The 25,782-nt window shown below is 66.2% G+C and carries 24 protein-coding genes; 7 read left to right on the top strand and 17 right to left on the bottom strand.

The features are described 5' to 3' along the window. Nucleotides 1–51 precede the first annotated feature (51 nt). Nucleotides 52–585 carry a GNAT family N-acetyltransferase gene (locus VG561_RS11495; protein WP_041863844.1) on the bottom strand — a complete coding sequence of 178 codons (534 nt, stop codon included), beginning with the start codon at nt 583–585 and terminating at the stop codon, nt 52–54. Beyond that, on the bottom strand, nt 554–1,921 hold the full coding sequence (glmU, locus tag VG561_RS11490) for a bifunctional UDP-N-acetylglucosamine diphosphorylase/glucosamine-1-phosphate N-acetyltransferase GlmU (RefSeq protein ID WP_014648491.1): 1,368 nt from the start codon (nt 1,919–1,921) through the stop codon (nt 554–556). The genes VG561_RS11495 and glmU overlap by 32 nt, the downstream gene beginning before the upstream one ends. A gap of 83 nt (nt 1,922–2,004) precedes the next feature. Here glmU and VG561_RS11485 point away from each other — a divergent pair, with 83 nt between their 5' ends. Further along, entirely contained in the window at nt 2,005–2,388 is a 384-nt protein-coding gene (locus VG561_RS11485) for a GtrA family protein (RefSeq protein ID WP_041863846.1), read from the top strand. A 13-nt stretch (nt 2,389–2,401) separates the two neighbouring features. Here VG561_RS11485 and VG561_RS11480 read toward each other — a convergent pair whose 3' ends face one another. From VG561_RS11480 to VG561_RS11435, 10 genes are all read right to left on the bottom strand, one after another. Further along, nucleotides 2,402–4,621, bottom strand: a complete 2,220-nt coding sequence (locus VG561_RS11480; protein WP_423179603.1) for a hypothetical protein — start codon at nt 4,619–4,621, stop codon at nt 2,402–2,404. Between the two features lie 72 nt (nt 4,622–4,693). Next, entirely contained in the window at nt 4,694–5,116 is a 423-nt protein-coding gene (locus VG561_RS11475; RefSeq protein WP_005419509.1) for a F0F1 ATP synthase subunit epsilon, read from the bottom strand. 113 nt (nt 5,117–5,229) lie between these two features. Beyond that, a complete protein-coding gene (atpD, locus tag VG561_RS11470; protein WP_005419510.1) occupies nt 5,230–6,636 on the bottom strand; it encodes a F0F1 ATP synthase subunit beta in 1,407 nt (468 codons plus the stop codon). A gap of 37 nt (nt 6,637–6,673) precedes the next feature. Next, on the bottom strand, nt 6,674–7,537 hold the full coding sequence (gene atpG, locus VG561_RS11465) for a F0F1 ATP synthase subunit gamma (RefSeq protein ID WP_014648494.1): 864 nt from the start codon (nt 7,535–7,537) through the stop codon (nt 6,674–6,676). A gap of 97 nt (nt 7,538–7,634) precedes the next feature. Beyond that, a complete protein-coding gene (gene atpA, locus VG561_RS11460) occupies nt 7,635–9,182 on the bottom strand; it encodes a F0F1 ATP synthase subunit alpha (RefSeq protein WP_005419511.1) in 1,548 nt (515 codons plus the stop codon). A gap of 44 nt (nt 9,183–9,226) precedes the next feature. Further along, on the bottom strand, nt 9,227–9,754 hold the full coding sequence (locus VG561_RS11455) for a F0F1 ATP synthase subunit delta (RefSeq protein WP_014648495.1): 528 nt from the start codon (nt 9,752–9,754) through the stop codon (nt 9,227–9,229). A 2-nt stretch (nt 9,755–9,756) separates the two neighbouring features. Then, a complete protein-coding gene (locus tag VG561_RS11450; RefSeq protein WP_005419512.1) occupies nt 9,757–10,227 on the bottom strand; it encodes a F0F1 ATP synthase subunit B in 471 nt (156 codons plus the stop codon). 106 nt (nt 10,228–10,333) lie between these two features. Beyond that, nucleotides 10,334–10,639, bottom strand: a complete 306-nt coding sequence (gene atpE, locus VG561_RS11445; protein WP_005411133.1) for a F0F1 ATP synthase subunit C — start codon at nt 10,637–10,639, stop codon at nt 10,334–10,336. A 73-nt stretch (nt 10,640–10,712) separates the two neighbouring features. After that, complete coding sequence (gene atpB, locus VG561_RS11440; RefSeq protein ID WP_014038569.1) at nt 10,713–11,513, bottom strand: F0F1 ATP synthase subunit A; 801 nt, start codon at nt 11,511–11,513, stop codon at nt 10,713–10,715. Nucleotides 11,514–11,544: 31 nt separating this feature from the next. After that, the gene (locus tag VG561_RS11435) at nt 11,545–11,910 is read right to left on the bottom strand and encodes a hypothetical protein (protein ID WP_014648497.1); all 366 of its coding nucleotides are present in this window, start codon (nt 11,908–11,910) and stop codon (nt 11,545–11,547) included. Nucleotides 11,911–12,368: 458 nt separating this feature from the next. Here VG561_RS11435 and VG561_RS11430 point away from each other — a divergent pair, with 458 nt between their 5' ends. Then, a complete protein-coding gene (locus VG561_RS11430; RefSeq protein ID WP_046432636.1) occupies nt 12,369–13,187 on the top strand; it encodes a hypothetical protein in 819 nt (272 codons plus the stop codon). Nucleotides 13,188–13,737: 550 nt separating this feature from the next. Here VG561_RS11430 and lpdA read toward each other — a convergent pair. From lpdA to VG561_RS11415, 3 genes are all read right to left on the bottom strand, one after another. Then, nucleotides 13,738–15,540: a dihydrolipoyl dehydrogenase gene (lpdA, locus tag VG561_RS11425; RefSeq protein WP_046432640.1), complete on the bottom strand. Its 1,803-nt coding sequence runs from the start codon at nt 15,538–15,540 to the stop codon at nt 13,738–13,740. 107 nt (nt 15,541–15,647) lie between these two features. Continuing rightward, a complete protein-coding gene (gene aceF / locus VG561_RS11420) occupies nt 15,648–17,354 on the bottom strand; it encodes a dihydrolipoyllysine-residue acetyltransferase (RefSeq protein WP_423179602.1) in 1,707 nt (568 codons plus the stop codon). A gap of 167 nt (nt 17,355–17,521) precedes the next feature. After that, nucleotides 17,522–18,037 carry a DNA-deoxyinosine glycosylase gene (locus VG561_RS11415; RefSeq protein WP_049440016.1) on the bottom strand — a complete coding sequence of 172 codons (516 nt, stop codon included), beginning with the start codon at nt 18,035–18,037 and terminating at the stop codon, nt 17,522–17,524. Nucleotides 18,038–18,223: 186 nt separating this feature from the next. Between VG561_RS11415 and VG561_RS11410 the strand changes: the two genes are divergently transcribed. The 3 genes from VG561_RS11410 to glpK all read left to right on the top strand — a co-directional run bounded on the left by VG561_RS11410 (nt 18,224) and on the right by glpK (nt 22,216). Further along, complete coding sequence (locus VG561_RS11410) at nt 18,224–18,859, top strand: OmpW/AlkL family protein (RefSeq protein WP_014648503.1); 636 nt, start codon at nt 18,224–18,226, stop codon at nt 18,857–18,859. Nucleotides 18,860–19,105: 246 nt separating this feature from the next. Beyond that, the gene (gene glpD, locus VG561_RS11405) at nt 19,106–20,620 is read left to right on the top strand and encodes a glycerol-3-phosphate dehydrogenase (RefSeq protein ID WP_423179601.1); all 1,515 of its coding nucleotides are present in this window, start codon (nt 19,106–19,108) and stop codon (nt 20,618–20,620) included. Nucleotides 20,621–20,716: 96 nt separating this feature from the next. Then, entirely contained in the window at nt 20,717–22,216 is a 1,500-nt protein-coding gene (gene glpK / locus VG561_RS11400) for a glycerol kinase GlpK (protein WP_014648505.1), read from the top strand. 136 nt (nt 22,217–22,352) lie between these two features. On the opposite strand, the gene VG561_RS11395 is transcribed toward glpK, so the two are convergent. Beyond that, the gene (locus VG561_RS11395; protein WP_014648506.1) at nt 22,353–23,147 is read right to left on the bottom strand and encodes a MetQ/NlpA family ABC transporter substrate-binding protein; all 795 of its coding nucleotides are present in this window, start codon (nt 23,145–23,147) and stop codon (nt 22,353–22,355) included. Nucleotides 23,148–23,172: 25 nt separating this feature from the next. Beyond that, the gene (locus VG561_RS11390; RefSeq protein WP_014648507.1) at nt 23,173–24,144 is read right to left on the bottom strand and encodes a helix-turn-helix transcriptional regulator; all 972 of its coding nucleotides are present in this window, start codon (nt 24,142–24,144) and stop codon (nt 23,173–23,175) included. A gap of 81 nt (nt 24,145–24,225) precedes the next feature. Here VG561_RS11390 and VG561_RS11385 point away from each other — a divergent pair, with 81 nt between their 5' ends. Further along, nucleotides 24,226–24,828, top strand: a complete 603-nt coding sequence (locus VG561_RS11385; protein WP_032961274.1) for a hypothetical protein — start codon at nt 24,226–24,228, stop codon at nt 24,826–24,828. Nucleotides 24,829–24,934: 106 nt separating this feature from the next. Next, complete coding sequence (locus tag VG561_RS11380) at nt 24,935–25,711, top strand: DUF481 domain-containing protein (protein ID WP_032961276.1); 777 nt, start codon at nt 24,935–24,937, stop codon at nt 25,709–25,711. The last annotated feature ends 71 nt before the right edge of the window (nt 25,712–25,782 follow it).

The following is a 25,782-nucleotide window of genomic DNA, read 5'->3' as shown; positions in this document are numbered from 1 at the left end:
CCGATCGGGTAGATCCACGCCATGCGCGGATGTGCCGACCAGGGCCGGCACCTACCAGGTCCGCCGCATCGCCACCCGCAGGTGCATCGGAAACCCGAGCGCAGCCTCTTCGGCCATGACGGCGCGCAGGCCGTCGTTCCACTCAGCCTCAGGCACTACGTCGAACCCTTCGCTGGCATAGAAGGCTGCATTCCATGGCACATCGCTCAAGGTGGTCAGCACCGCTGCAGCAAAGCCGGTGGCCCTGGCCTGCGCCAAGGCGTGCCGCAGCAATGCACGGCCATGGCCACGACGCGCGTGCGCCGGGTCCACATCCATCTGCAGGACATGGAACTCGCCCCCCAGCTCGCCGCCCAGCAGGTAACCGGCAATGTCGCCGCCGGGGCCGTCCACAACCCACAACTGGCCCCGCTGAAGGCCGTCCTGCAGCGTCGGCAGATCCAGGCCGTGGCCGGCAAATACCGGATGGGCTTCGTGATCCTTCAGCAGTTCGCCGGCACGCTGTTCAATTGCCGGCAGCACGCCGAGCTCGTCGGCATGCGGAATACGTGGCTCAGGACTTCTTGACCGGGCGCTTCCAGCCATCGATGGTTTCCTGTCGTGCGCGGGCCAGTGTCAGCTTGCCGTCCGGGGCGGTGCGGGTGATGACCGAACCGGCAGCGATGGTCGCGCCCTCGCCGATCGTCAGCGGCGCCACCAGCGAACTGTTGGAACCGATGAACGCGTTGTCGCCGATGGTGGTGGTCGACTTGTTCACGCCGTCGTAGTTGCAGGTGATGGTGCCGGCACCGATGTTCACCTTGCTGCCGATCACCGCATCACCCAGATAGGTGAGGTGGTTGGCCTTGCTGCCGACGCCGAGGGTGACCTTCTTGGTTTCGACGAAGTTGCCGACGTGCACGCCATCGGCCAGCACGGTACCTGGGCGGAGGCGCGCGAACGGACCGACCAGCGCCGCGCCTTCGGTGACCACACCCTCCAGATCACAGTGCGCGCGTACTTCGGTACCGGGGCCGAGAGTAACGTCCTTCAGGCGGTTGAACGGACCGATGGTAACGCCGTCGCCGAGCACGATGTTGCCTTCGAGAACGACATCGACATCGATCAGCACGTCACTGCCCACGGTGACGGTGCCACGGATGTCGAGTCGTGCCGGGTCGCGCACGCGTGCACCCTGTGCGCACAGCGCACGCACGGCGCGATGCTGCCAGGCACGCTCCAGCTGCGACAGCTGCCAGGGATCGTTTGCCCCCTCGGCTTCCTGCGCGTCGGCCACCAGCGCCATTTCGGCCGGGGTGTACTCATGCGCGGCAAATGCGAACACGTCGGTCAGGTAGTACTCGCCCTGCGCATTGCGGTTGGACAGCTGCGACAGCCAGCGGCGCAGCGCGGTCGACTCCGCGGCGATGATGCCGGTGTTGATCGTGCGCACGCGCAGCTGGTCGTCGGTCGCGTCCTTCTGCTCGACGATCGCTCCCACCTTGCCTTCGGCATCGCGCAGCACGCGGCCGTAACCGGTCGGGTCATCAACCTCGGCGACCAGCACCGCCAACCGCCCCGGCTGCGCCAGCAGATCGCGCAGGGTCTGCGCGCGGATCAGCGGTACATCGCCGTACAGCACCAGCACCTGCACGGCATCCGGCACCTGCGGCATCGCCTGCGCCACCGCGTGGCCCGTACCCAGCTGCTGCGCCTGTTCAGCCCACTGCAGGTCGGGCTGGTCGGCGAACTGTTGCCGCACCGCCTCACCGCCATGGCCGTAGACCACATGGATGGCCGCCGGTTGCAGTTCGCGGGCCGCATCGATCACGTGCGCCAGCATCGGTTGGCCGGCGATCGGCTGCAGCACCTTCGGCAGCACCGACCTCATGCGCTTGCCGGCGCCGGCGGCGAGGATGATGACGTGCAGGGCTTGGGTCATGGGAACGGCAGTCCGTGGTTCGTTGCCGACGATTCTAGAGCGTACGCCGTTAACATGGGCATCCCTCCTCCTTCACCATGCCGATGAGCCTTGTCCGCCAGGGAAGCGCCTACCTCGTGATCGGGCTCGTGCAGCTGCTGGTCGATTGGCTGGTGTTCGTGGTCGCCACCGCGCTTGGCATGCCGGTCGCACCGGCCAACGTCGCCGGGCGCCTGGCCGGCATGCTGCTGGGCTTCTGGCTCAACGGCCGCTACACCTTTGCCGAGGCCGGCACCCACAAGCTGGGCTGGAAGCGCTTTGCACGCTTCTTCGGGCTGTGGCTGCTGCTGACTGCGGCAAGCACGTTGCTGGTGAGCCTGGTCGACCACGCGCTGGGCCTGCAGTACACCTGGCTGGCCAAGCCACTGGTGGAAGGCGGGCTGGCGTGCGTGTCGTTCCTGTTGATGCGCTACGTGGTGTACCGCTGATCGCGGTCAGCGGTCAGCGATCACCGTCACGGCGCAGGCGCAGGCGCGCTCCCAGTCCCTCACGCCACAGCTGCAGCGCGCTGTAGCGCAACCGCACCTGATGCTGCCCGGCCGGCACGCACAACGCATGGAAGAGGCCATTGCCGCGCAGCAGCGGCAGTACCTGGCCATCCTCGAGCTGCGCCTGCCAGCCACGACCGGTGGTTTCGTTGATCACCACCCATGCTGCATGGTCGGCCACCACCGTCAGCTCGATGCGTCCCGGCTGGTAGCGCAGCACCTGTACCGTGGCCTCGCCGGCATCCTGTTCGGCACAGTGGCTGCTGGCGGCTGCCGGCAGCCATAGCTGCCGGTTGAAATCGGTCTGGTTGAACAGCGGCGCAGGCGGTAGACGCTCCTCATGGCGGCGCACCTGCCGCGGATTCAGCACCCGTGGCAGCACGCTGTCACGTCGCGCAAGTTCCACCTGGTCGCCCTGCGCGCTGGAGCCCGGGAACGGCTCCTGGGCCAGCAGCCAACGCACGCCCAACAGGTCGTACAGGGGAGCAGCGGTGTCTGGCATCCAGGCAGTGGGGACCTTCTGCTGGAAGGTATCCACCGGCTCGCCCGGCATCCCGGTCATCTGCAGATAGTCGCTTGCCAGCAGCGGGTTGTAGCCGTTTGCCAGCGCAATGGCATGCACCGCCGCGCCGTTGGTGAGTCCGCCGATGCCGAAGACCACCGCGCGCTCGGGTATGCCGATATGCCGCTCTGCCGCCAGCAGCGCATAGGCGCGCTGCGCAGGACCCGCACGATCGGCGGTGAGCACCGACTTTGTGCCGCTGCCCGCGTTGAACCTGGTGCCGACGTTGAACAGCAGCAGGTCCAACAGCACCAGCGCCAGCACCCAGCGCGCAGGTGACTGGTGGCGGCGCAGCACCCACACCGCGGCTACGCCCAGCGCGGCGCTGACCGCAAGCCAGGCGAAAGCGAGCGGATGACCATGATCGATCGCCAGCCACGCAGCGCACGCACCCAGCACTGCGACGATTGCCACGGACACCCGATGCAATCGCAATGGCTGCCGCTGCAGGGCAACCTGCAGGGCACTGGCACCGAGCCACGCCGCCGCAGGCACGGTAAGGAACAGCGCATCGGATGGGCGCCGGAACAGGTCCAGCCCCGGAAGCCAGCCAAACAACCAGGGGAACAGCGGCGTGGCGCCACCCACCGCGACCATGATCGCCAGCGTCAGCGCACACAGCGCGACGCGCGTCGCCGCCGGCTTGCGCCGCAGCACCTCACCGCCCCAGAGCAGCCACAGCGCCAGCGGCACTGCCCCCACATAGAGGTAATCGGCGCTGATATCACCGAAGGCCCAGCTGTCGCCGCGCCCCTGCGAGAACACGTTGCCCGACAGCAGTGTCACCAGTGTCTGCCAGTGGATGGCACCCGGCAGCGCGGCTTCCAGCGTCAGGCCATTGCGATTGGTCTGGTCCAGCCAGGCCAGCGTGGACAGCCACTGCGGCGCACTGACACCACCGGCGAGAATGGCCACCACGCCCAGCTGCCACAGCAGGCGCATGCGCTGCCCCTGTGCCAGCACGACAGCAGCCACGGCGTAGATCACGCACGTGAGGATGATGAAATAGGTGACCTGGGTCAGTTGAAGCGCACACATCCCGCCGGCCACACCGGCCAGCAGGATGTCGCGCATCCGTCCCCGCCGGCGGACCTGCTCCAGGCCCAGCCACAGCCAGGGCAGCAGGCAGTAGCTGATGGTCATCGGCGTGTGCTGCAGGCGCGACGCGGCCACGCCACCAAACATCAGCGTGAGTGCGAACAGCAGCTGCGCCGGCGGCGGCATGCCCTGCACGCGGCTCAACCGCAGTGCACCCAGGCCGCCTGCCAGCACATGCAGCAGCACCACCACCGTGAACAGGTGCAGGGAGCCCGGCGCCAGCAGCATCGGCAGCAGCATCGTCGGCTGCAGCGTCATCATCTGCGGATCGGCCACCTGCGGGTAGCCACCGTAGAGATACGGATTCCACCAGGGGGCCTGCAGGTGACGCAACTGCTCGGCACTGAAACTGACCGCCGGGAAGAACTGCTGCACGGCATCAAAGGGAATGGTCTTGATGCCACTGAGCCATGGCAGGCACAGAACGATCCACGCAATCAGGAACACGCCTGCCGGTGTGCGCCACGGCCGCTGCCAGCTGCCGCCTTCAATCGCTGTCGAGTAGTGCTGCATTCCCTGCTCCTGTGGCGAACAAACAAAAACGCCGGCAGCTAGCCGGCGCTTGTGCTTGATGACGCGCGAACCTCAGTGCTTGAGATTCTTGCGCAGGCGCTCCAGCGCCTGCAGCTGGACGACGGCTTCGGCCAGCTTCTGCTGGGCTTCAGCCACTTCCATCGCTTCGCCGCGGTTGGCCAGGATGCGCTCGGCTTCTTCCTTGGCCTTGCGGACCGAGGCTTCGTCGATGTCCTGCGCGCGGATCGCGGTGTCGGCCAGCACGGTCACCACCTGCGGCTGCACTTCCAGGATGCCGCCGGAAATGGCGAAATCCAGCTGCTCGCCGTTCGGCGTGGTCACCACCACCTTGCCCGGCTTCAGGCGGGTGATCAGCGGCGCGTGCTTGGGCGCGATGCCCAGTTCGCCCAGCTCACCGGTGGCCACGACCAGGGTCGCTTCGCCACGGAAGATTTCCTGCTCGGCGCTGACGATGTCGCAACGGATCGTGCTCATGCAAATCTCTTCGCTGTTCGCGGCGGCGCAATGCCGCCGTGGGGGTCCACCGGCGCGGGCGGTTGCCCGGCGCCGGCGTCAGGTCAGGCAGGATCGCTCCCGCCCGTCCCGGATCAGGCCTTCTCGGCCATCTTCTTGGCCTTCTCGACCGCTTCTTCGATGCCGCCGACCATGTAGAACGCCTGCTCCGGCAGGTGGTCGTACTCGCCATCGACGATGGCCTTGAAGCCACGGATGGTGTCCTTCAGCGGCACGTACTTGCCCGGCGAACCGGTGAACACTTCGGCCACGTGGAACGGCTGGCTGAAGAAGCGCTCGATCTTGCGGGCGCGCGACACGGCCTGCTTGTCTTCTTCGGACAGTTCGTCCATGCCCAGGATGGCGATGATGTCCTTCAGTTCCTTGTACTTCTGCAGGGTCTGCTGGACGCGCTGGGCGGTGTCGTAGTGCTCGTGGCCGATGACCAGCGGATCCATCTGGCGGCTGGTGGAGTCCAGCGGGTCGACGGCCGGGTAGATACCCAGCGAGGCGATCGAACGCGACAGGGTCACGGTCGAGTCCAGGTGGGCGAAGGTGGTCGCCGGCGACGGGTCGGTCAGGTCGTCCGCGGGAACGTAGACGGCCTGGATCGAGGTGATCGAACCGTTCTTGGTCGAGGTGATGCGCTCCTGCAGGACGCCCATTTCCTCGGCCAGGGTCGGCTGGTAACCCACGGCGGACGGCATGCGGCCCAGCAGTGCCGACACTTCGGTACCGGCCAGGGTGTAACGGTAGATGTTGTCGACGAACAGCAGGACGTCCTTACCCTTGCCGTTTTCGTCCTTCTCGTCGCGGAAGTACTCGGCCATGGTCAGGCCGGTCAGGGCGACGCGCAGACGGTTGCCCGGCGGCTCGTTCATCTGGCCGTACACCATCGCCACCTTGTCCAGGACGTTGGAGTCCTTCATTTCGTGGTAGAAGTCGTTGCCCTCACGGGTACGCTCACCCACGCCGGCGAACACGGACAGACCGCTGTGCGCCTTGGCGATGTTGTTGATCAGTTCCATCATGTTGACGGTCTTGCCGACGCCGGCGCCGCCGAACAGGCCGACCTTGCCGCCCTTGGCGAACGGGCACATCAGGTCGATGACCTTGATGCCGGTTTCCAGCAGCTCGGTGGCCGGGGACTGGTCTTCATACGACGGCGCAGCGCGGTGGATTTCCCAGTTGTCGCTGGCAGCGACCGGGCCGGCTTCGTCGATCGGACGGCCAAGCACGTCCATGATGCGGCCCAGGGTGCCGGCGCCGACCGGCACCGAGATGCCACGGCCGGTGTTGACGGCAACCAGGTTGCGCTTAAGGCCGTCGGTGGAACCGAGGGCGATGGTACGCACCACGCCGTCGCCCAGCTGCTGCTGGACTTCGAGGGTGATCTCGGTGTTTTCCACCTTCAGTGCGTCGTACACCTTCGGCACCGATTCACGCGGGAATTCGACGTCGACGACCGCGCCGATGATCTGAACGATCTTGCCCTGACTCATTGCTGCATCCTCTAATGTGTGCTTTGAACGAACGCGGTCAGACTGCTGCCGCGCCGCCGACGATTTCGGAGATTTCCTGGGTGATCGCTGCCTGGCGCGCCTTGTTGTAGACGAGCTGCAGGGTGCCGATCAGCTTGTTGGCGTTGTCGCTCGCCGCCTTCATCGCAACCATGCGTGCCGCATGCTCGGAGGCGACGTTTTCCAGCAGTGCCTGGTACACCAGCGACTCGATGTAACGCGTCATCACGTGCTCGAGCACGGTCGCGGCATCGGGTTCGTACAGGTAGTCCCAGTCGTGGTGAGCGACCTGCTTCTCAGCCGGCGGCAGCGGCAGCAGCTGATCGAAGCTGGCCTTCTGCACCATGGTGTTCACGAAGCGGTTGTAGACCAGGTACACGCGGTCGATCCTGCCTTCGGTGAAGGCGTCGAGCATGACCTTGATCACACCGATCAGCGATTCCAGCTTCGGCACGTCGCCGATGTGGGTCACGCTGCCGACCATGTTGACCTTCACGCGGCGGAAGAAGGTCGAAGCCTTCTGGCCGATGGTCACCAGGTCCACTTCGGCACCCTTGTCCTGCCATGCCTTGGCTTCGCCCAGCATCTTGCGGAACAGGTTGTTGTTCAGGCCGCCGGCCAGACCGCGATCGGAGGAGATCACGATGAAACCGACCCGCTTGACCTGCTCGCGCTCGACCAGGAACGGATGCTGGTAGTCGGTGCTGGCCTGGGCCAGATGACCGATCACCTGCTTCATCGCCTGCGCGTACGGACGCGAGGTCTTCATCCGATCCTGCGCCTTGCGGATCTTGGAGGCCGAGACCATTTCCAGGGCGCGCGTCACCTTGCGGGTGTTCTGCACGCTCTTGATCTTGGTTTTGATTTCGCGTCCGCTTGCCATCTCTTGTTTCCCGTGGCGCGGGGCTGATGCCCCGCGTTGTTCAACCGTTTGTCATCTGGTCCAGCGGAGCCAGCGGCTCCGCTCTACAGGACCGCGATTACCAGCTGCCGGTGGTCTTGAACTCGGCGATGCCCTTCTTGAAGGCACCTTCGATGTCGTTGTCCCAACCGCCGGTGGCGTTGACCTTGCTGATCAGCTCGCCCTGGGTGTTGGCGAAGTGGGCGTGCAGGCCTTCTTCGAACGCCAGCAGCTTGTTGACCGGCACGTCGTCGAGGTAACCCTCGTTGACGGCGTAGATCGACAGCGCCTGGTTGGCGATCGACATCGGCGCGTACTGCTTCTGCTTCATCAGCTCGGTGACGCGCTGGCCACGCTCCAGCTGCTTGCGGGTCGCTTCGTCCAGGTCCGAGGCGAACTGCGCGAACGCAGCCAGCTCGCGGTACTGGGCCAGCGAGATACGGATGCCGCCCGACAGCTTCTTGATGATCTTGGTCTGGGCCGAGCCACCGACGCGCGACACCGAGATACCGGCGTTCACGGCCGGACGGATGCCGGCGTTGAACAGGTCGGTTTCCAGGAAGATCTGGCCGTCGGTGATCGAGATCACGTTGGTCGGAACGAAGGCGGACACGTCGCCGGCCTGGGTCTCGATGATCGGCAGCGCGGTCAGCGAACCGGTCTTGCCGGTGACCTTGCCTTCGGTGAACTTCTCGACGTATTCCTCGGACACGCGGGCAGCGCGCTCGAGCAGACGGGAGTGCAGGTAGAACACGTCACCCGGGTAGGCTTCACGGCCCGGCGGACGCTTCAGCAGCAGCGAGATCTGGCGGTAGGCAACGGCCTGCTTGGACAGATCGTCGTACACGATCAGCGCGTCTTCGCCGCGGTCCATGAAGTACTCACCCATGGTGCAGCCCGAGTAGGCGCTGATGTACTGCATGGCAGCCGATTCGGAAGCGGTCGCGGCCACCACGATGGTGTGGGCCAGCGCGCCGTTCTCTTCCAGCTTGCGCACGATGTTGGCGATGGTCGACGCCTTCTGGCCGATCGCAACGTACACGCACTTGATGCCGGTGCCCTTCTGGTTGATCACCGCATCGATCGCCATGGCGGTCTTGCCGGTCTGGCGGTCACCGATGATCAGCTCGCGCTGGCCACGGCCGATCGGGATCATCGAGTCGACCGACTTGTAACCGGTCTGCACCGGCTGGTCGACCGACTTGCGCCAGATCACGCCCGGAGCAACGCGTTCCACCGGAGCGGTCAGGTCGGTGCCCAGCGGGCCCTTGCCGTCGATCGGCTCGCCCAGCGCGTTCACGACGCGGCCCAGCAGTTCCGGGCCGACCGGCACTTCCAGGATGCGGCCGGTGGTCTTGGCGACGTCGCCTTCGCGCAGGTGCTCGTAGTCACCCAGGACCACGGCGCCGACCGAGTCGCGCTCCAGGTTCAGGGCCAGGGCGAAGGTGTTGTTCGGCAGTTCGATCATTTCGCCCTGCATCACGTCGGCCAGACCGAAGATGCGCACGATGCCGTCGGACACGCTGGTCACGGTGCCTTCGTTGCGCGATTCCGCGGCCAGCTTGACCTTCTCGATGCGGTTCTTGATCAGTTCGCTGATTTCGGAGGGGTTGAGCGTGGTTGCCATCGTCAAGTCCTAGTGCCGGCAGCGGGGCCGGACGTTAAATGAATTCAGTTAGCGAGCGCGGTCTGCAGACGGGCCAGCTTGCCCTTCAGCGAACCATCGATGACCACGTCGCCGGCGTCGATCACGGCGCCGCCGATCAGCGAAGCATCGACCGCGGTGGTCACGTCGACCTCGCGGTTGAAGCGCTTGCGCAGCGCAGCCTTGATCGCGTCCAGCTCGCCGGCCGACAGCTCGGAAGCCGAGGTCACCGTGGCCTTGACCACGTGCTCGGCTTCGGCGCGCAGGGCGTCGAACATGCCGGAGATTTCCGGCAGCAGCGGCAGACGATGCGATTCGGCCAGGATGGCCAGGAAGCGCGAGTAGGTCTCGCCGTGCGACACCGGCGCCAGCAGGGCGACGGCGTCGTCACGACCCAGCTCCGGGTTGGCGAGCAGGGCCGCCACGCGCGGGTCGGCGGCGACGTGGGCGGAGAACGCCAGGGCGTCCGACCACGGCGCGAACGCACCTTCGTCGCGCGCGGTCGCGAACGCGGCGCGGGCGTACGGGCGGGCAAGCGTGAGGGCCTGGCTCATCCTTAGATCTCCGAGGCCAGCTCGTCGAGCAGCGCCTTGTGGGCGTTGGCGTCGATTTCGCGCTTGAGCAGCTTTTCGGCACCGGTCACGGCCAGCGCGGACACCTGCTTGCGCAGATCTTCACGGGCACGGTTGGCGGCGGCGTCGATTTCAGCCTGGGCCAGTTCCTTCTGACGGGTGGCTTCGGTGATCGCTTCGTTACGGGCTGCATCAACGATCTGGTTGGCACGCGCGTGGGCCTGATCGATGATCTCGTTGGCCTTGGTGCGGGCTTCCTTCAGCGCTTCGTTGACCTTCTCCTGCGCCTGGGCCAGATCTTTCTGGCTGCGGTCGGCAGCAGCGAGGCCTTCAGCAATCTTCTGCTGGCGCTCTTCGATCGCGTTCATCAGCGGCGGCCAGATCTTGGTCGCGATGATCCAGATCAGACCAGCGAAGGCCAGCGCCTGCGCAAGAAGGGTGAAATTGATATTCATGGTTAGCTCGATCGCTGGTTTCGGGGTGGACGTGCCGCCGAAGCGGCACATCCGGCCTTCATCCGAAACCGGGTGCATCAGCACCCGGTCGTCTCAAACCGCTGTATCAGCCGGCCAGAGCCTTGGTGACGGCGCCAGCAAAGGCAGCCGACAGCGGGTTGGCGAAGGCCAGCAGCAGGCCAACGGCGACCGAGATGATGAACGCGGCGTCGATCAGGCCGGCGGTGATGAACATGCGGACCTGCAGGACCGGGATCAGTTCCGGCTGGCGCGCGGCCGACTCCAGGAACTTACCAGCCATGATGGCCAGACCCAGACCGGCGCCCAGCGCGGCCAGGCCGATCATGATGCCGACGGCAAGGGCGGTGGAGCTCTGAATCTGCGCGAAGTTGGTCAGGACGGCGAAGTACATGGTTATCTCCAGGAACTTAAGTTGCTAAGGGTGATGAAACGGATGAAGGTTGAAACGCGTTGAAGCTTGAAACTCAGTGAGCGTCTTCCGACAGGCTCAGGTACACGATCGACAGCATCATGAAGATGAAGGCCTGCAGCGGGATCACCAGCAGGTGGAACAGCATCCAGCCGAGGCCGAACACACCACCCGCGATGGCGCCGAAGAAACCGGCACCACCCAGCACCCAGATCAGCAGGAACACGATTTCGCCGCCGAACATGTTGCCGAACAGTCGCATCGCCAGCGAGATCGGCTTGCTCAGCCACTCGACGATGTTGAGGATCAGGTTGAACGGCATCATCCACTTGCCGAACGGCGCCGTCAGGAATTCCTTGACGAAGCCGACCAGGCCCTTGGACTTGAGCGCGAAGAACAGCATCAGGAAGAACACGCTGATGGCCATGCCGAGGGTGGCATTGACGTCAGCGGTCGGCACCGGCTTCCAGTAGTGCACGCCCACCCATTCCAGCGGCTTGGCGATGAAATCGGCCGGGATCATCTTCAGCAGATTCATCAACAGGATCCAGAAGAAGATCGTGATGGCGATCGGCGTGACCAGCTTGCTCTTGCCGTGGTAGGTGTCCTTGGCCTGGCGGTCGACGAACTCCAGGCAGATCTCGACGAAGGCCTGCCACTTGCCCGGCACGCCGGCGGTGGCCTTGCGGGTTCCCAGCCAGAACGCGACAACGATCACCAGGCCCATCAGGACGGCGGTGAGGAAGGTATCGACGTGGATATGCCAGAACATACCCTCACCCTTGCCGACCGGTGCGGTCAGGTTGTGCAGGTGATGCTGGATGTAGCTGGTAGGGGTTAGAGCCTCGCCCGCCATGTGTCCGGAACCTTCAGTTAATTGAATTCTGTCAACGCCTGGCCATGGCCAGGACCTGGAACATCAAGCCGACGGCGATACCGGCCAACAGCGCCAATGCAGGCAGCTTGAAGACCAGGAACCCCACCAGCAGGACGCCGAAAACCACGACCCACTTGGCCACGATCGCAATGATCAGGCGAGCCATCGCCGATCCTGCGGCCACCGCACCACCGCCCAGAGCCATCCGTGCCGCAACCCAGCCGCCGGCCGAAATGGCCACACCGGACGCCAGCGCGCCGAGGGCATACTTCGGGCCTACCAGCAGGAAGGCCAGGGCCAGGACAGCCACCGCGGCCAGCGGGTAGACCGCGGCGCGCAGCATCAGTCGCCGACCCGCATCAACGGAGTTCAGCACAGGACGTCCCGCGTGGTTGCAAGTGGAGGGCTGAGGCGGCTACAGCAGGGGGGCCTCATCGAGCCGCCAAATTATAGCAATGGGACAATTTGCGAGACAACCGCTGCCTGTTCATCCCTGGAAGCCGCAAGTTGCGGTAACGGTTACATTTTTGCGTGCCACCCGGGGGACAATGACGTCCGCGTGATGCTGCGCTGCAGTATTGAACTTTGGTCGCAGGCGCGGAACTTTCGCCGGATGCGCCGGTCCGATCTTTCGACCTGCCTGCAGCAACCTCGTCGACGCTCCGCCCCGCAGGTCCCACGATGGCCCCGAAGCCCGGCTCCGGGGCCATCTTTTTGCGTCGTCGCGACAGGGCTGAACCGTGCACACTCCGTGGACCATACGTTCACGGATGGTGGACGGCGGCGTCCGGCACAGTGGTCTTCATTCTGATGAACCACTGCAAGGACTCTTCGATGCGCCCCGTACCCACCCTGCTCGCCCTTTCCCTGCTCGCTGCCGGCGCCTCGTTCGCCAATGCCGCCCACGCCGCCGAAGGCGACGACCGCTTCGCCATCCGTCTGGGTGCGATGAACATCGATTCGGACAACACGCTGCGTGGCAGCACCACCGTGGCCGGCCAGGACATCTCCCTGGACCAGGACTTCAAGCTGGGTGGCAAGGAATGGGAGCCGCGCATCGACGGCATGTTCCGCATCAGCAACCGTCAGCGCCTGCTGTTCAACTACTTCAAGTACGACAAGGACCGTCGCGAGACGCTTGACCAGGGCATTTCCTTCGGCGGTGAGAGCGTGCCGGCCGGCAGCTTCGTGAAGGGCGAGCTGAAGTACCAGGTGGCCAGCCTGGTCTATGACTACTCGGTCGTCGATACCGACACCTTCGACCTGGGCCTGCAGATCGGTGGCGAGTACGCCAAGGTCAGCACCAAGGGCTACGCGGACCTGGGCACGGTGTATGAAGGCCAGTTCCTCAACGAGAAGGCCGATGGCGTGGCACCGGTGGTGGGTGCGCGCATGACCTTCACTCCGTCCGAGCGCTGGATGATCACGCTGCAGGGCCAGTACCTGAACACGCGCTGGGGCAGTTTCGATGACTACAAGGGCGACCTGAGCCGCGCCAATGCGATCGTCGATTACCGCTTCACCAAGAACTTCGGTGTGTTCGCCGGCTACGACTGGTTCAAGCTGGACGTGGACAAGAAGGGCAGCGACGGCACGGTCGGCCTGAAGCAGGAATTCAAGGGCCCGGTGGCCGGTATCAGCTTCGTGTTCTGATCCCCTGCCCCTTCCACGGCATCTTCTCTCCTGGCGCGGCCTCCGGAACATCGGGGCCGCGTTTTTTGTGGGTTGCTGGCAGAGAGCAGAAGCGGGGTTGGTCGAGCGCTGGAGGGAGCGGGGGCTGCGTGCGAATGTCCCCCGGCGCCGGCCTGCGGCCGACGCCTCCTCCTTTACTTCGCACACAACCCCCGCTCCCTCCGCGTGTCAGGCATCCCGGCGGCCCAGGCACTGGCTCTCGACTATCTGCAAGCCGAGCCGCTGCACGGGTGGCAATTGCCGTAGACGCAGGCGTGGTCGAGCGCTGGGGGGAGTGGGCATCCGGGCGGCTTTGGCACTGCTCTCGACTGTCCGCAAGCCGAGCTGCTGCGCGGGTGGCGGGCATTTCGACAAAGTAAAGGAGGAGGCGACCGCCGCAGGCGGGCGACGGGGGACATTTGTCGAAATGCCTGCCACCCGTGCAGTGGCCCCACCCTTTGCTGCAGCACTGATCGAAGAAAAAAAGCCCCGGCAGATGCCAGGGCTTTTCGTTCGGAACGGCGCGGACGCCTTACTTCTTCTTCGGCATGTACAGATCGGTGATCGTGCCGTCGTAGATTTCCGAGGCCATCGCCACCGACTCGCTCAGCGTCGGATGCGCATGGATGGTGTGGCCGATGTCTTCCGCTTCCGCACCCATCTCGATCGCCAGGCCGATCTCGGCCAGCAGGTCGCCGGCATGCACGCCGACGATCGCGCCACCGATGATGCGGTGGGTCTCTTCGTCGAAGATCAGCTTGGTGAAGCCCTCGGTGCGACCGATGCCGATCGCGCGGCCACTGGCGGCCCAGGGGAACTTGGCCACGCCGACCTTCAGGCCCTTGGCCTTGGCTTCGGTCTCGGTCACGCCGACCCAGGCGATTTCCGGGTTGGTGTAGGCCACCGACGGAATCACGCGGGCGACCCACTCCTTCTTGTGGCCGGCTGCCACTTCAGCGGCCAGCTTGCCCTCGTGCGTGGCCTTGTGGGCCAGCATCGGGTTGCCGACGATGTCGCCGATGGCAAAGATGTGCGGCACGTTGGTACGCATCTGCCGATCGACCGGGATGAAGCCGCGGTCGGTGACCTGCACGCCGGCCTTTTCGGCATCGATCTTCTTGCCGTTCGGCGAGCGGCCCACGGCCACCAGCACGCGGTCGAAGGTGCCCTGCGCCAGCGCAGGCGCCTGGCCTTCCTCGGCGGCTTCGAAGGTCACGGTGATGCCCTTGGCATCGGCGGTGACGCCCGAGGCCTTGGTCTTCAGGTGCACCTCGATGCCCTGCTTCTTCAGGCGGTCGGCCAGCGGCTTGACCAGGTCCTTGTCGGCGCCCGGCATCAGCTGGTCCATGAACTCGACCACGGTGACCTTGCTGCCCAGCGCGCTGTACACGGTGGCCATTTCCAGGCCGATGATGCCGCCGCCGACGACCAGCAGCGAGCCCGGCACTTCGGCCAGCTCCAGCGCATCGGTGGAATCCATCACGCGCTTGTCGTCCCACGGGAAGTTCGGCAGCTTCACCGCCTGCGAACCGGCGGCGATGATGCACTTCTGGAAGCGCAGCAGCTGGGTGCTGCCGTCAGCCGCGGTGATTTCCAGCTCGTTGGCCGAAACAAACCTGCCGACGCCCTGCACGTTGCGGACCTTGCGCTGCTTGGCCATGCCGGCCAGGCCCTTGGTCAGCTGGTTGACGACCTTTTCCTTATACGCGCGCAGCTTGTCCAGGGTGATGGTCGGCTTGCCGAACTCGACGCCGAAATCACCGGCGTGGGCCACTTCGTCGATGACCGCAGCAGCATGCAGCAGCGCCTTGGACGGGATGCAGCCGACATTGAGGCAGACGCCGCCGAGGCTGGCGTAACGTTCGACCAGCACCGTATCCAGGCCGACGTCGGCGGCGCGGAAGGCTGCGGTGTAGCCGCCCGGGCCGGAGCCCAGCACGACCATCTCGCATTCGATGTCGGCCGGCTTGCCGCTGGACAGCGCCGGCTTCGGCGCAGCCGGTTCGGCCGGGGCGCGGTGCGACGGGGTCACCGGCGGCTTGCTGGCCGGGGCGGCCGGAGCCGGCGCGGCGGCCTTGGCCGGGGCTTCGGCGGCGCCTTCAGCATCCAGCACCACGACCACGGCGCCTTCGGACAGGGTATCGCCCAGCTTGACCTTGATTTCCTTGACCACACCAGCGGCCGAGGACGGCACTTCCAGGGTGGCCTTGTCCGACTCCAGGGTCACCAGACCCTGATCCTTCTTCACCGTGTCGCCGACGGCGACCAACACTTCGATCACCGGCACATCGCTGTAATCGCCGATGTCGGGAACCTTGACTTCAATCGTGGCCATGGTGGGTTTTCCTCGTGCCCGCCCGGCGGCGCCGGCGGGCTGTCACTGCATCTGTTCACGCGGCCGCGCCAGGGGCTGCGGCCGCACGGTGGGGGCGAAGCGGTGCCTTACAGCAGCACGCGGCGCATGTCGGCCAGTACCTGCGACAGGTACGTGGTGAAGCGTGCGGCCAGTGCGCCGTCGATGACGCGGTGGTCATAGCTCAGCGACAGCGGCAGCATCAGCTTCGGTGCGAATTCCTTGCCGTTCCAGACCGGCTGGATGGACGACTTGGAGACGCCGAGGATGGCCACTTCCGGTGCGTTGACGATCGGGGTGAACGCGGTGCCGCCGATGCCGCCCAACGAGCTGATCGAGAAGCAGCCGCCGCTCATGTCCGCCGGGCCCAGCTTGCCGTCGCGTGCCTTCTTGGCCAGTTCGCCGGTTTCCTGCGCGATCTGCACCACACCCTTCTTGTCCACGTCGCGGATGACCGGCACGACCAGGCCGTTCGGCGTGTCGGCGGCGAAACCGATGTGGAAGTACTTCTTCAGGGTCAGGTTTTCACCGCTGGCATCGAGCGAGGCGTTGAATTCCGGGAACTTCTTCAGCGCTGCGGCGCTGGCCTTGATCAGGAAGGCGAGCATGGTCAGCTTGATGCCGGCCTTCTCGTTCTCCTTGTTCAACGCCACGCGCAGGCCTTCCAGGTCGGTGATGTCGGCCTGCTCGAACTGGGTGACGTGCGGGATCATGGCCCAGTTGCGGGCCAGGTTCGCACCGGAGATCTTCTTGATGCGCGACAGCGGCTGGACTTCGGTCTCGCCGAACTTGCTGAAGTCGACCTTCGGCCACGGCAGCAGGTTCAGGCCACCACCAGCGGCGACGGCGCCACCGGCAGCGGCCGGCACGCCACCGCTGAGCGCGGCCTTGACGAACTTCTGTACGTCACCCTTGGTGATGCGGCCACCCTTCTCGGTGCCGTTGATCTGCAGCAGGTCCACGCCCAGCTCGCGGGCGAACACGCGCACCGCCGGGGTGGCGTACGGCACCTTGGCCGGCAGCACGCCATCGGCATTGAACTGCACCGGCGGGCTGGACGGGGTACCGGCCGAGGCGATCTCGCGGGCCGCCAGCTTGTCCGGCTGCGCCGGCACAGCGACCGGCTCGACCTTGGTGGCGGTCTCTGCGGCCGCCGGAGCGGCAGCAGCAGCGGCCTTGGTCGGCGCCGGCGCGGCAGCGCCCTCGGCTTCGATGATGGCTACCACGTCGCCTTGCGACAGATTGTCGCCCACCTTGACCTTGATCTCCTTGACCACGCCGGCCACAGACGACGGCACTTCCATGGTGGCCTTGTCGCTTTCCAGCGTGACCAGGCCCTGGTCCTTCTTGACCGTATCGCCCACGGCGACCAGCACTTCGATGACCGGAATGCCGGCGTAGTCGCCGATGTCCGGCACCAGGGCTTCAACCGCACCACCGCTGGCAGCCGGAGCGGCCGGCGCAGCTGCGGCCGGCGCGCTCTGGGTGGCGGCAGCCGGGGCAGCGGCCTTGGCCGGTGCCGGTGCGGCCGGCTTGGCGGCTTCGGCTTCGCCTTCGGCCACTTCGATCAGGGCCACGACCTTGCCTTCGGACAGGCTGTCGCCCACTTTGACCTTGAGCTCCTTGACCACGCCCGCCACCGAGGACGGCACTTCCATGGTCGCCTTGTCGCTTTCCAGCGTCACCAGGCCCTGGTCCTTCTTGACCGTGTCGCCGACGGCGACAAGCACCTCGATTACCGGGATATCGCTGTAGTCACCGATATCGGGGACAAGTGCTTCCTTGATTTCGGCCATGGGGATAACTCCGGCAATCTGGTGTAGGGAAACGTCTATTGTGCGGCCAGCGGGGTCCAGCGCCAACCGTTACAGGTGTTTTCAGTACGCACGCAGCCGGGACAGGCTGTTGCCCATGGGTCGGGTGCGCGACCAGTCGGTAGCGTATTGTCCAGGCGATGTCCGCTTCATGTCGCCCGCGCGTCGGCCACCGGCTGCCAGGCCTGGCGCAGGCGCGGCAACGACCACGCCGCATTGGCAGGGCTGGTCGACGGCAGCGCGACCACCTTCGGCGGGGCCTCCAGCCGCGGCAACACCCAGCGCTGGAATGCCTGCAATGACGCGCCGCCATTGCAGCCGATCAGCGTCAGCTCAGGCAACGTGGCGATCAGTTCCGGCAGTGCATTGGCCACTTCCGTGCCACGCACGATGTCCGCATCCAGGCTGCCGCGCCGCTCGCAGCGCCCGATCACATCCCACAGGCCGATGCCTGCGGCCTTCAACGCCTGCAGCCGTTGCGCATAGGGCAGATCCGCGTCGAAACCGCAGATATCGGCCATCAGCGGCCAGAAGCGGTTGCGAGGATGCGCGTAGTAGCGCTGCTCCTGCAGGGATGCCACGCCTGGCATCGAGCCCAGCAGCAGCACCCGGCATCCCACGTTCACCTGCGCTGGCAGGCCAATGCACAACGTTGCCGTGCTCACATCTTCTCCAACTGCATGAATGTCGGCGAGAGCAGAAAACGCCATGAATAAAGGCATTCCGCACCCGTCGCTGAACAAGGAAAACTATTTTTTAACGTGCGTCGGATTCGATTCATGTTGGGGCGACTACGGTGTGCTCGCCCCGCAACCGGGGGCCCAAAACAAGAAACATTAGGAGATACCCCCATGCGCTCCATCCGTATCCTGAGTCTCGCCCTGCTGACCTCCGCCGCCTTCGCGCCGGCCGCTTTCGCCCAGGACAGCAGCACCACCGATACCGCTTCGGGCAAGCATTTTGCCGTTGTTGGCGGCATCTCGCTGCTGGAGCCGAAGAACGACCCGATCACCGGCGTGAAGAAGACCGACGGTGGCCCGGCGCCGACCGTCAGCTTCAGCTACTACATCAACGACAACTGGGCCGTTGAGCTGTGGGGCGCTGCCGACAAGTTCGACAACAAGTTCAAGGGCCCGAACAACGCCCGCCTGGGTTCGGTCGAGCAGCAGCCGGTCGCGCTGAGCGGCCAGTACCACTTCGGCCAGGCTGACAACGTGTTCCGCCCGTTCGTGGGCGTGGGCTACTACCAGTCGAGCTTCAGCAACGAGAAGCTGGGCAACGGCGCTGACACCGACATCCGCTTCAAGGATGCCAAGGGCGTGATCGGCACCGTCGGCGTCGACATGAACATCAACTCCACCTGGTTCGCCCGCGCTGACGCCCGCTACATGCGCGCCCGCCCGGACATCAAGGTCGGCGGCGAGAAGATCGGCGAAGCCAAGATGGATCCGTGGACCGTCGGCTTCGGCATCGGCGCCCGCTTCTGATCCAGGCAGCACCTGCTTCACTGATGCAACGCGACGGGCCCTTCGGGGCCCGTCGTCGTTTCCGTCACCCGCGTTCCGCGTGTAGAGCCGAGCCCATGCTCGGCTGCTTTTTTGTAGAGTCGAGCCAAGCCCCCTATCCCGAGTCGAGCGGCGGGCTCCGCGCGCATTGCGATGCGTTACGTTCAATGGCGCCCACGGTCAAGGGTGGCGCGGCTCGGCTCTACAGACACAGGACGCGGAGACACGATGGACGACGTCGACCTGCTGGTGATCGGTGGCGGCATCAATGGCGCCGGCATCGCCCGTGACGCCAGCGGTCGCGGCCTGCGCGTGCTGCTGTGCGAACAGCATGACCTGGCCGCGCACACCTCCAGCGCCAGCAGCAAGCTGATCCACGGCGGCCTGCGCTACCTGGAGCAGGGCGAGTTCGGGCTGGTGCGCAAGGCGCTGGGCGAACGCGAGGTGGTGCGCCGGCAGGCGCCCCATCTGGTCCATCCGCTGCGCTTCGTCCTGCCGTGGGAACCGCACCTGCGCCCGCGCTGGATGCTGCGCGCGGGGCTGTGGCTGTACGACCATCTGGGCCGGCGCAGCCCCGCCTTCCCCGCGTCACGCGCACTGGAACTGCAACACGATCCGCTCGGCCAGTGGCTCTCCCCGGCGCTGCGGCAGGCCTTCAGCTACGCCGATGCGCAGGTCGATGACGCGCGGCTGGTACTGCTCAACGCCCTGGATGCCGCGCAGCGGGGCGCACAGGTGCAGGTGCGCAGCCGCTGCATCGACCTGCACCCCGTGCAGGGCCGGTGGCGGGCCGTTCTGGAATCCGCCGATGGCCAGCGGCACCCCGTGAATGCCCGCGCCGTGGTCAATGCGGCGGGCCCGTGGGCCGGGGGCCTGCTGGAACGGATGCAGGCGCGCAGCGGCGGCCCTGCGCTGCGCCTGGTGCAGGGCAGCCACATCGTGCTGCGCAGGCCCTGGCCCGATGACAGCGCCTGCCTGCTGCAGCAGCCCGACGGGCGGGTGGTGTTCCTGCTGCCTTTCGCCCACGACCACCTGCTGGTGGGCACCACCGATACCGACTATCGCGGTGACCCGGCGCGCTGCAGCGTGCTGCCTTCCGAGGTGACCTACCTGTGCGAAGCGGCCAATCGCTACCTGCGTGACCCCATCGCCCCGGACGAGGTGGTCTGGGCGTTCGCCGGTGTCCGTCCATTGCTGGCCGACCCGGATCCGCGCGCAGCGCAGCTGAGCCGCGACTACCGCCTGCAGGTGCAGGTGGACCCGGCACCGGCGCTGCATGTACTGGGCGGCAAGCTGACCACCTACCGGGTGCTGGCCGAGGAGGCACTGGACCTGCTGCGCCCTGCCCTGCCACAGATGGGACCGGCCTGGACGGCGCGCGGAGACCCGCTGCCGGGCAGCGACTGGGGCGACGCCGCACAGGCGTGCTCGCGCCTGCTGGCGCTGGCACCGTGGTTGCCCGCAGGTATCGCGCGACGCTGGGCCGGGGCCTATGGCAGTCGCGGCGCGGAACTGCTGCAGGGTGTACACGGCCTGCACGATCTGGGCGAGGACTTCGGCGGTGGCCTGCATGCACGCGAAGTGGACTTCCTGCGCGAACGCGAGTGGGCGTGTGACACCGACGATATCCTGTGGCGCCGGAGCAAGCTGGGGTTGCGCCTGGATGCTGCGCAGGTGGCACGGCTGCAGGCATGGATGGAGGGTCGGATCCCTTTCCCACGGAAAGGGCTCTGCCCCCCGTGATGCCACGTGTGCCAACCCAGGTTGGCAGCTACCAGGGCAGCCGCGCGCGACGCGATCGATGCATTAGGATTTCCCCATCGCCATTGGAGACGCTGCATGACGCCCCGCTACGTGCTGGCCATCGACCAGGGCACCACCAGCTCGCGCGCGATCCTGTTCGACCGCGCCGGCGATATCGTCGGCAGCGCGCAGCGCGAGTTCGCGCAGATCTTCCCGCAGCCCGGCTGGGTCGAGCATGACCCGCGCGAGATCCTTACCAGCGTCTATGCCACATTGACCGAACTGCTCAGCCGCGGGCAGATCGACCCACGCCATATCGCCGCGCTGGGCATCACCAACCAGCGCGAAACCACCGTGGTCTGGGACCGTGCCACCGGCCAGCCGATCCACAACGCCATCGTCTGGCAATCGCGGCAGAGCCACGCCATCTGCGAGCGGCTGAAATCGGAGGGGCATGAAGCACTGATCCGCGAGCGGACCGGGCTGCTGATCGACGCCTATTTCTCCGCGACCAAGGTGCGCTGGATCCTCGACCACGTGGATGGTGCGCAGCAGCGCGCCGAACGTGGTGAGCTGCTGTTCGGCACCATCGACAGCTGGCTGGTGTGGAACCTCAGCGGTGGCCAGGCACATGTGACTGACTACAGCAATGCGGCGCGCACGCTGCTGTTCAACATCCACACGCTGGACTGGGATGACGACCTGCTGGCCCTGCTCGACATTCCGCGCGCGATGCTGCCGCAGGTGCGCGACTCCAGCGCGGTGTACGCACACACCCGGCCGCAGTTCTTCTTCGACCACCCGATCCCCATCGCCGGCATCGCCGGTGACCAGCAGGCGGCGCTGTTCGGCCAGGCTTGTTTCCAGCCGGGCATGGTCAAGAACACCTATGGCACCGGTTGCTTCATGTTGATGCACACCGGCGCGCAGGCGGTGCGGTCGCGCAACGGCCTGCTGACCACCATTGCCTGGGGCCTGGACGGCCGCGTGGAGTACGCGCTGGAGGGTTCGATCTTCATCGCCGGCTCGGTGGTGCAGTGGCTGCGCGATGGACTACGCATGATCGAACGCGCCAGCGACAGCCAGGCGCTGGCTGCGCAGGTGCCCGACAGTGGCGGCGCCTACCTGGTGCCGGCGTTCGTCGGCCTCGGCGCGCCCTATTGGCGCAGTGATGTGCGCGGTGCGATGTTCGGCCTGACCCGTGGCACCCGCAAGGCGCACTTCGTGCGCGCCGCGCTGGAAGCGATGGCCTACCAGACCCGCGATGTACTCGATGCGATGCAGTCCGATGCGGGTATCGCGCTGACCGAGCTGCGCGCTGATGGCGGTGCGATCGGCAACGACTTCCTGGCCGGTTTCCAGGCCGACATTCTCGGTGTGCCGCTGCTGCGGCCGCGACTGACCGAGACCACCGCGCTGGGTGCGGCCTATCTGGCCGGCCTGGCAGTGGGGTTCTGGAACAGCCGCGAACAGATCGCCGCGCAATGGGGCCTGGACCGGCGCTTCGAGCCACGGATGGAGGTGGCCCGGCGCGAGAAACTGTATGCGGGATGGCAGCAGGCGGTGGCCGCCACCCTCGCCTTCCACGTCGATTGAAATGGCAATGCGCTGCCCTGCTGCGGCACGTGGAGTGACACTGTAGAGCCGAGCCATGCTCGGCTGCTGCTGGCGGGATACCGCAAAAAGCAGAGCCGAGCATAGGCTCGGCTCTACAGGCGAATGGGCGCTGGCGTCAGAACGCCGGCAGCACCGCGCCCTTGTACTTGGTCTCGATGAACGCCTTCACCTGCGGGCTGGTCAGGGCCTTGGCCAGCTTCTGCACGCGGGCGTCGTCCTTGTTGTCCGGGCGCGCGACCAGGAAATTCACGTACGGCGAGTCCTTGCTCTCGATCGCCAGCGCATCCTGGGTCGGGTTGAGGCCTGCGTCCAGCGCGTAGTTGGTATTGATCAGGGCCAGGTCGACCTGGTCCAGCACGCGCGGCAGCATCGCCGAGTCCAGCTCGCGGAACTTCAGGTTCTTCGGATTGGCGATGATGTCGCGCTGGGTCGCCAGTGCGTTGGTCGGGTCCTTCAGCTCGATCACGCCGGCCTTGTGCAGCAGGATCAGCGCGCGGCTGTTGTTGCTCGGGTCGTTCGGGATCACCACGTCGGCGCCTTCGCGCAGCTCGGCCAGCGACTTGACCTTGCGCGAGTACGCACCGAACGGCTCGATGTGCACGCCGATCACCTTCACCAGGTCGGTCTTGCGGTCGCGGTTATAGGCATCCAGGTAGGGCTCGGTCTGGAAGTAGTTCGCATCCACCTGCTTCTGCACCAGCTGGTCGTTGGGCTGCACGTAGTCATTGAACACCCGCACGTCCAGGTCCACGCCTTCCTGCTTGAGGATCGGCTTGACCACCTCGAGGATCTCGGCATGCGGCACGGCCGTGGCGGCCACCACCAGCTTCTGCGAGGGCTCGCCGGACTTGCCGCAGGCGGTCAGGGCCAGCGCAGCGGCGAGCAGGGGCAGCAACAGGGTCTTTTTCATGGGGGATTGAATTCTCGGGGGAGTGTCAGGAGTTTTCGTAGTTGCTCAGGGCCAGCTCAAGCAACGCCTTGGCCTGCTCGCGCAGCATCATGGGCTCGACGATCTCGGCATCCGAGCCGTAATGCAGCACATCCATCAGCAGCTCGCGCGAGACGCTGTACGGCACCTTCAGCTCATAGCGGCCGTCGGCCAGGAAGCGGCCCTGCTGCTTGGAATGCCAGTGCTCGTCGGCCACCCAGCGCGCGGCCTTGGCGCTGAACAGGATGGTCGCCCAGCCCTTCGGCGCGCCAGAGAAGATGCCGTAGCTGGCGCCGAGCTGCTCGTCCAGCTCGCTGTCGGCGACGTCGCGCGCGGTGCTGTCGACCACCCGCGCCTTGTGGATGCGGTCGACCGCGAAACTGCGCAGGGCGTCGCGGTCATGGTCCCAGGCATCCAGGTACCAGTTGTCGCGATAGTGGGTCAGGCGCTGCGGCGAGACGGTGCGCTTGGTCGGCTCGTCGGTGGAACGGGCACGGTACTCGAACGCCAGCTGGCGGCGCTCCAGCACGGCCGATGCGACGCTGCGGAAGCTGCCTTCGTCAAACTTGCGGCCACGGTGCGGAATCACCCGCACGCGGTCGACCGGCCAGCTGGACACGCCGGCCTGGGCCGCCAGCAGGCTCTCGATGCGTTGCTGCAGCGGTGCCAGCACCGACGACAGCACACCACCGCCGGTCCGCGCCAGCAGGTGCTGCGAGGCCAGCAGGGCATGCAGCTCCTCCGAGCTGAGCCACAGGCCGGGCAGCTCGAAACGGTCGCTCTCGTCAGCCTGGTAGCGGAAGCCCGCCTCGCCGTCGCCCTCGATCGGTGCCATCAGCGCATCGCGCAGGAAGGCCAGGTCGCGGTAGACGGTGGCGCGGGAACAACCGAGCTTGTCCTGCAGGGTCGCCACCGTCACCGGATAGCGCGCGGACTTGAGCAGACGATGCAGGGCGGTGATGCGTTCGTATCGGTCCATACCCCCGATTATGTCCGAGTCGCGGGTCTTGTGTGGGACGTTTGGGCTATCGTGGTCGCCCCCACCCCCATGGAATGCCCGATGCGCCGGTTGCCTGCCCTGTCCCTGCTGGCCTGCCTGCTGCTGGCCGCCTGTGATCGCGCGCCGGCGCCGGCCGGCGCCGAGCCCCCGGTACCCGTCGCCGATCCGACGCAGGCGGTGCTGGGCGCCAGCCAGCGTTTCGCGGCCCTGCGCAGCTTCCACGCCGAACTGGAGGTGCTGGGCGCACCACAGCCGGTGCGCAGCGCCATGGACTTCGTCGCGCCCGATCGTTTCCGGGTGGAGACGCCGGCGGGGCCGCAGACCATCATCGGCGACACCATGTTCCTGCAGGCCGACGGCGCGATCCGCCAGGTGCCGACCCCGCCCGGCCTGCTCGAGCAATGGCGCAACCCGCTGCCCGCCGATGCCCTGCCCGCCGAACTGAAGGCCGAAGATCTCGGCAGCCAGTCGCTGGACGGGGTGCAGACCCGGCACTACCGGCTGCGCGGTGCCCAGCCCGGCGAACGCCTGGAGTACTGGGTGGATGCCCAGGGCCTGCCACGCCAGATCGTACGCAGCGGCAGCAGCAATGGCCGCAGCTTCCAGCTGCGCCTGCGCTATTCGCGCTTCAACGACCCTGAGGTGCGCGTCGATCTGCCCTGAATAGGCGACCGCGCCAACGTTCGCTGAAGCGCGCATTGGATCGATTCGGACCGCCATCACGCTTCCAGTATCATCACCGGCTGTCAACCGTTCCGGAGAAGCCTCGATGTCCCTGCGCGTGTCCCTGCTGATCCCCCTGCTGCTGTGTGCGCCGCTCGCATACGCACAGGATGCCTCCGAACTGGCGGCGATGTCCTCGCCGTGGAGCGGCAGTGGTGGCGAGCTCGGGTTTGCCTCGGCACGCGGCAACAGCAGCACCGAGAGCTTCAACGGCCGTCTGCGCCTGCGCTACACCGACGGTGACTGGGTGCACAGCATGGACCTGTTCGGCCTGCGCTCCAGCTCCAAGGTGACCGAAACCAACGACGACGGCACCACCACCCGCCGCAACAACACCACCGCCAACCGCTACACCGGCAGTGCCGGCAGCGCGCTGCAGCTGGGCGAACACCGCCAGCTGACCGCGACGGTGCGTACGGAACGCGACGACTTCGCCACCTACGACCGCCAGAGCTCGTTCGGTCTGGGTTACGGCACCCGCCTGTGGAACACCGAGCGCTTCTCGTTCGACGCGCAGATCGGCCCCGGTGTGCGCCGCACCCACAGCACCGAGGACGACCGCACCCGCACCGGCCTGATCGGCCGTGGCCTGTTCGACATGAAGTATTCGCTGACTGACAACACCGACCTGGTCAACACGCTGCTGGTCGAATCCGGTTCGTACAACACCTTCGGCCAGAACGACTTCGGTGTCTCGGTGAGCATGAACGAGCACCTGGCACTGAAGGCCGGCTGGCAGGCGCGCTACAACAGTGACGTGGCCGAGGACAAGCGCAAGACCGATACGCTGACCACGATGAACGTGGTCTACAAGTTCAAGTAAGCAGAACGGGCGCCCAGGGCGCCCGTTCTTCTTCCGGTAGTGCCGGCCGCTGGCCGGCAACTGCATTCAAC

It is taken from the genome of Stenotrophomonas sp. CASM110 (assembly GCF_049384345.1).
Lineage (GTDB): Bacteria > Pseudomonadota > Gammaproteobacteria > Xanthomonadales > Xanthomonadaceae > Stenotrophomonas > Stenotrophomonas muris.
Note: the sequence above shows the minus strand (reverse complement) of the source record. Positions and strands in the feature narration are given on the sequence as shown.

Bases quoted from the DNA above. Each gene is read 5' to 3' on its own strand.
- VG561_RS11395 (WP_014648506.1), bottom strand. From the start codon at position 23,147: ATGAAAAAGACCCTGTTGCTGCCCCTGCTCGCCGCTGCGCTGGCCCTG.
- VG561_RS11430 (WP_046432636.1), top strand. From the start codon at position 12,369: ATGCGCCCCGTACCCACCCTGCTCGCCCTTTCCCTGCTCGCTGCCGGC.
- lpdA (WP_046432640.1), bottom strand. From the start codon at position 15,540: ATGGCCACGATTGAAGTCAAGGTTCCCGACATCGGCGATTACAGCGAT.
- glpD (WP_423179601.1), top strand. From the start codon at position 19,106: ATGGACGACGTCGACCTGCTGGTGATCGGTGGCGGCATCAATGGCGCC.
- atpG (WP_014648494.1), bottom strand. From the start codon at position 7,537: ATGGCAAGCGGACGCGAAATCAAAACCAAGATCAAGAGCGTGCAGAAC.
- atpA (WP_005419511.1), bottom strand. From the start codon at position 9,182: ATGGCAACCACGCTCAACCCCTCCGAAATCAGCGAACTGATCAAGAAC.
- VG561_RS11390 (WP_014648507.1), bottom strand. From the start codon at position 24,144: ATGGACCGATACGAACGCATCACCGCCCTGCATCGTCTGCTCAAGTCC.
- VG561_RS11385 (WP_032961274.1), top strand. From the start codon at position 24,226: ATGCGCCGGTTGCCTGCCCTGTCCCTGCTGGCCTGCCTGCTGCTGGCC.
- VG561_RS11495 (WP_041863844.1), bottom strand. From the start codon at position 585: ATGGCTGGAAGCGCCCGGTCAAGAAGTCCTGAGCCACGTATTCCGCAT.
- atpB (WP_014038569.1), bottom strand. From the start codon at position 11,513: ATGGCGGGCGAGGCTCTAACCCCTACCAGCTACATCCAGCATCACCTG.
- aceF (WP_423179602.1), bottom strand. From the start codon at position 17,354: ATGGCCGAAATCAAGGAAGCACTTGTCCCCGATATCGGTGACTACAGC.
- VG561_RS11480 (WP_423179603.1), bottom strand. From the start codon at position 4,621: ATGCAGCACTACTCGACAGCGATTGAAGGCGGCAGCTGGCAGCGGCCG.
- VG561_RS11485 (WP_041863846.1), top strand. From the start codon at position 2,005: ATGAGCCTTGTCCGCCAGGGAAGCGCCTACCTCGTGATCGGGCTCGTG.
- atpE (WP_005411133.1), bottom strand. From the start codon at position 10,639: ATGTACTTCGCCGTCCTGACCAACTTCGCGCAGATTCAGAGCTCCACC.
- VG561_RS11380 (WP_032961276.1), top strand. From the start codon at position 24,935: ATGTCCCTGCGCGTGTCCCTGCTGATCCCCCTGCTGCTGTGTGCGCCG.
- glpK (WP_014648505.1), top strand. From the start codon at position 20,717: ATGACGCCCCGCTACGTGCTGGCCATCGACCAGGGCACCACCAGCTCG.
- glmU (WP_014648491.1), bottom strand. From the start codon at position 1,921: ATGACCCAAGCCCTGCACGTCATCATCCTCGCCGCCGGCGCCGGCAAG.
- VG561_RS11450 (WP_005419512.1), bottom strand. From the start codon at position 10,227: ATGAATATCAATTTCACCCTTCTTGCGCAGGCGCTGGCCTTCGCTGGT.
- VG561_RS11475 (WP_005419509.1), bottom strand. From the start codon at position 5,116: ATGAGCACGATCCGTTGCGACATCGTCAGCGCCGAGCAGGAAATCTTC.
- VG561_RS11410 (WP_014648503.1), top strand. From the start codon at position 18,224: ATGCGCTCCATCCGTATCCTGAGTCTCGCCCTGCTGACCTCCGCCGCC.
- VG561_RS11455 (WP_014648495.1), bottom strand. From the start codon at position 9,754: ATGAGCCAGGCCCTCACGCTTGCCCGCCCGTACGCCCGCGCCGCGTTC.
- atpD (WP_005419510.1), bottom strand. From the start codon at position 6,636: ATGAGTCAGGGCAAGATCGTTCAGATCATCGGCGCGGTCGTCGACGTC.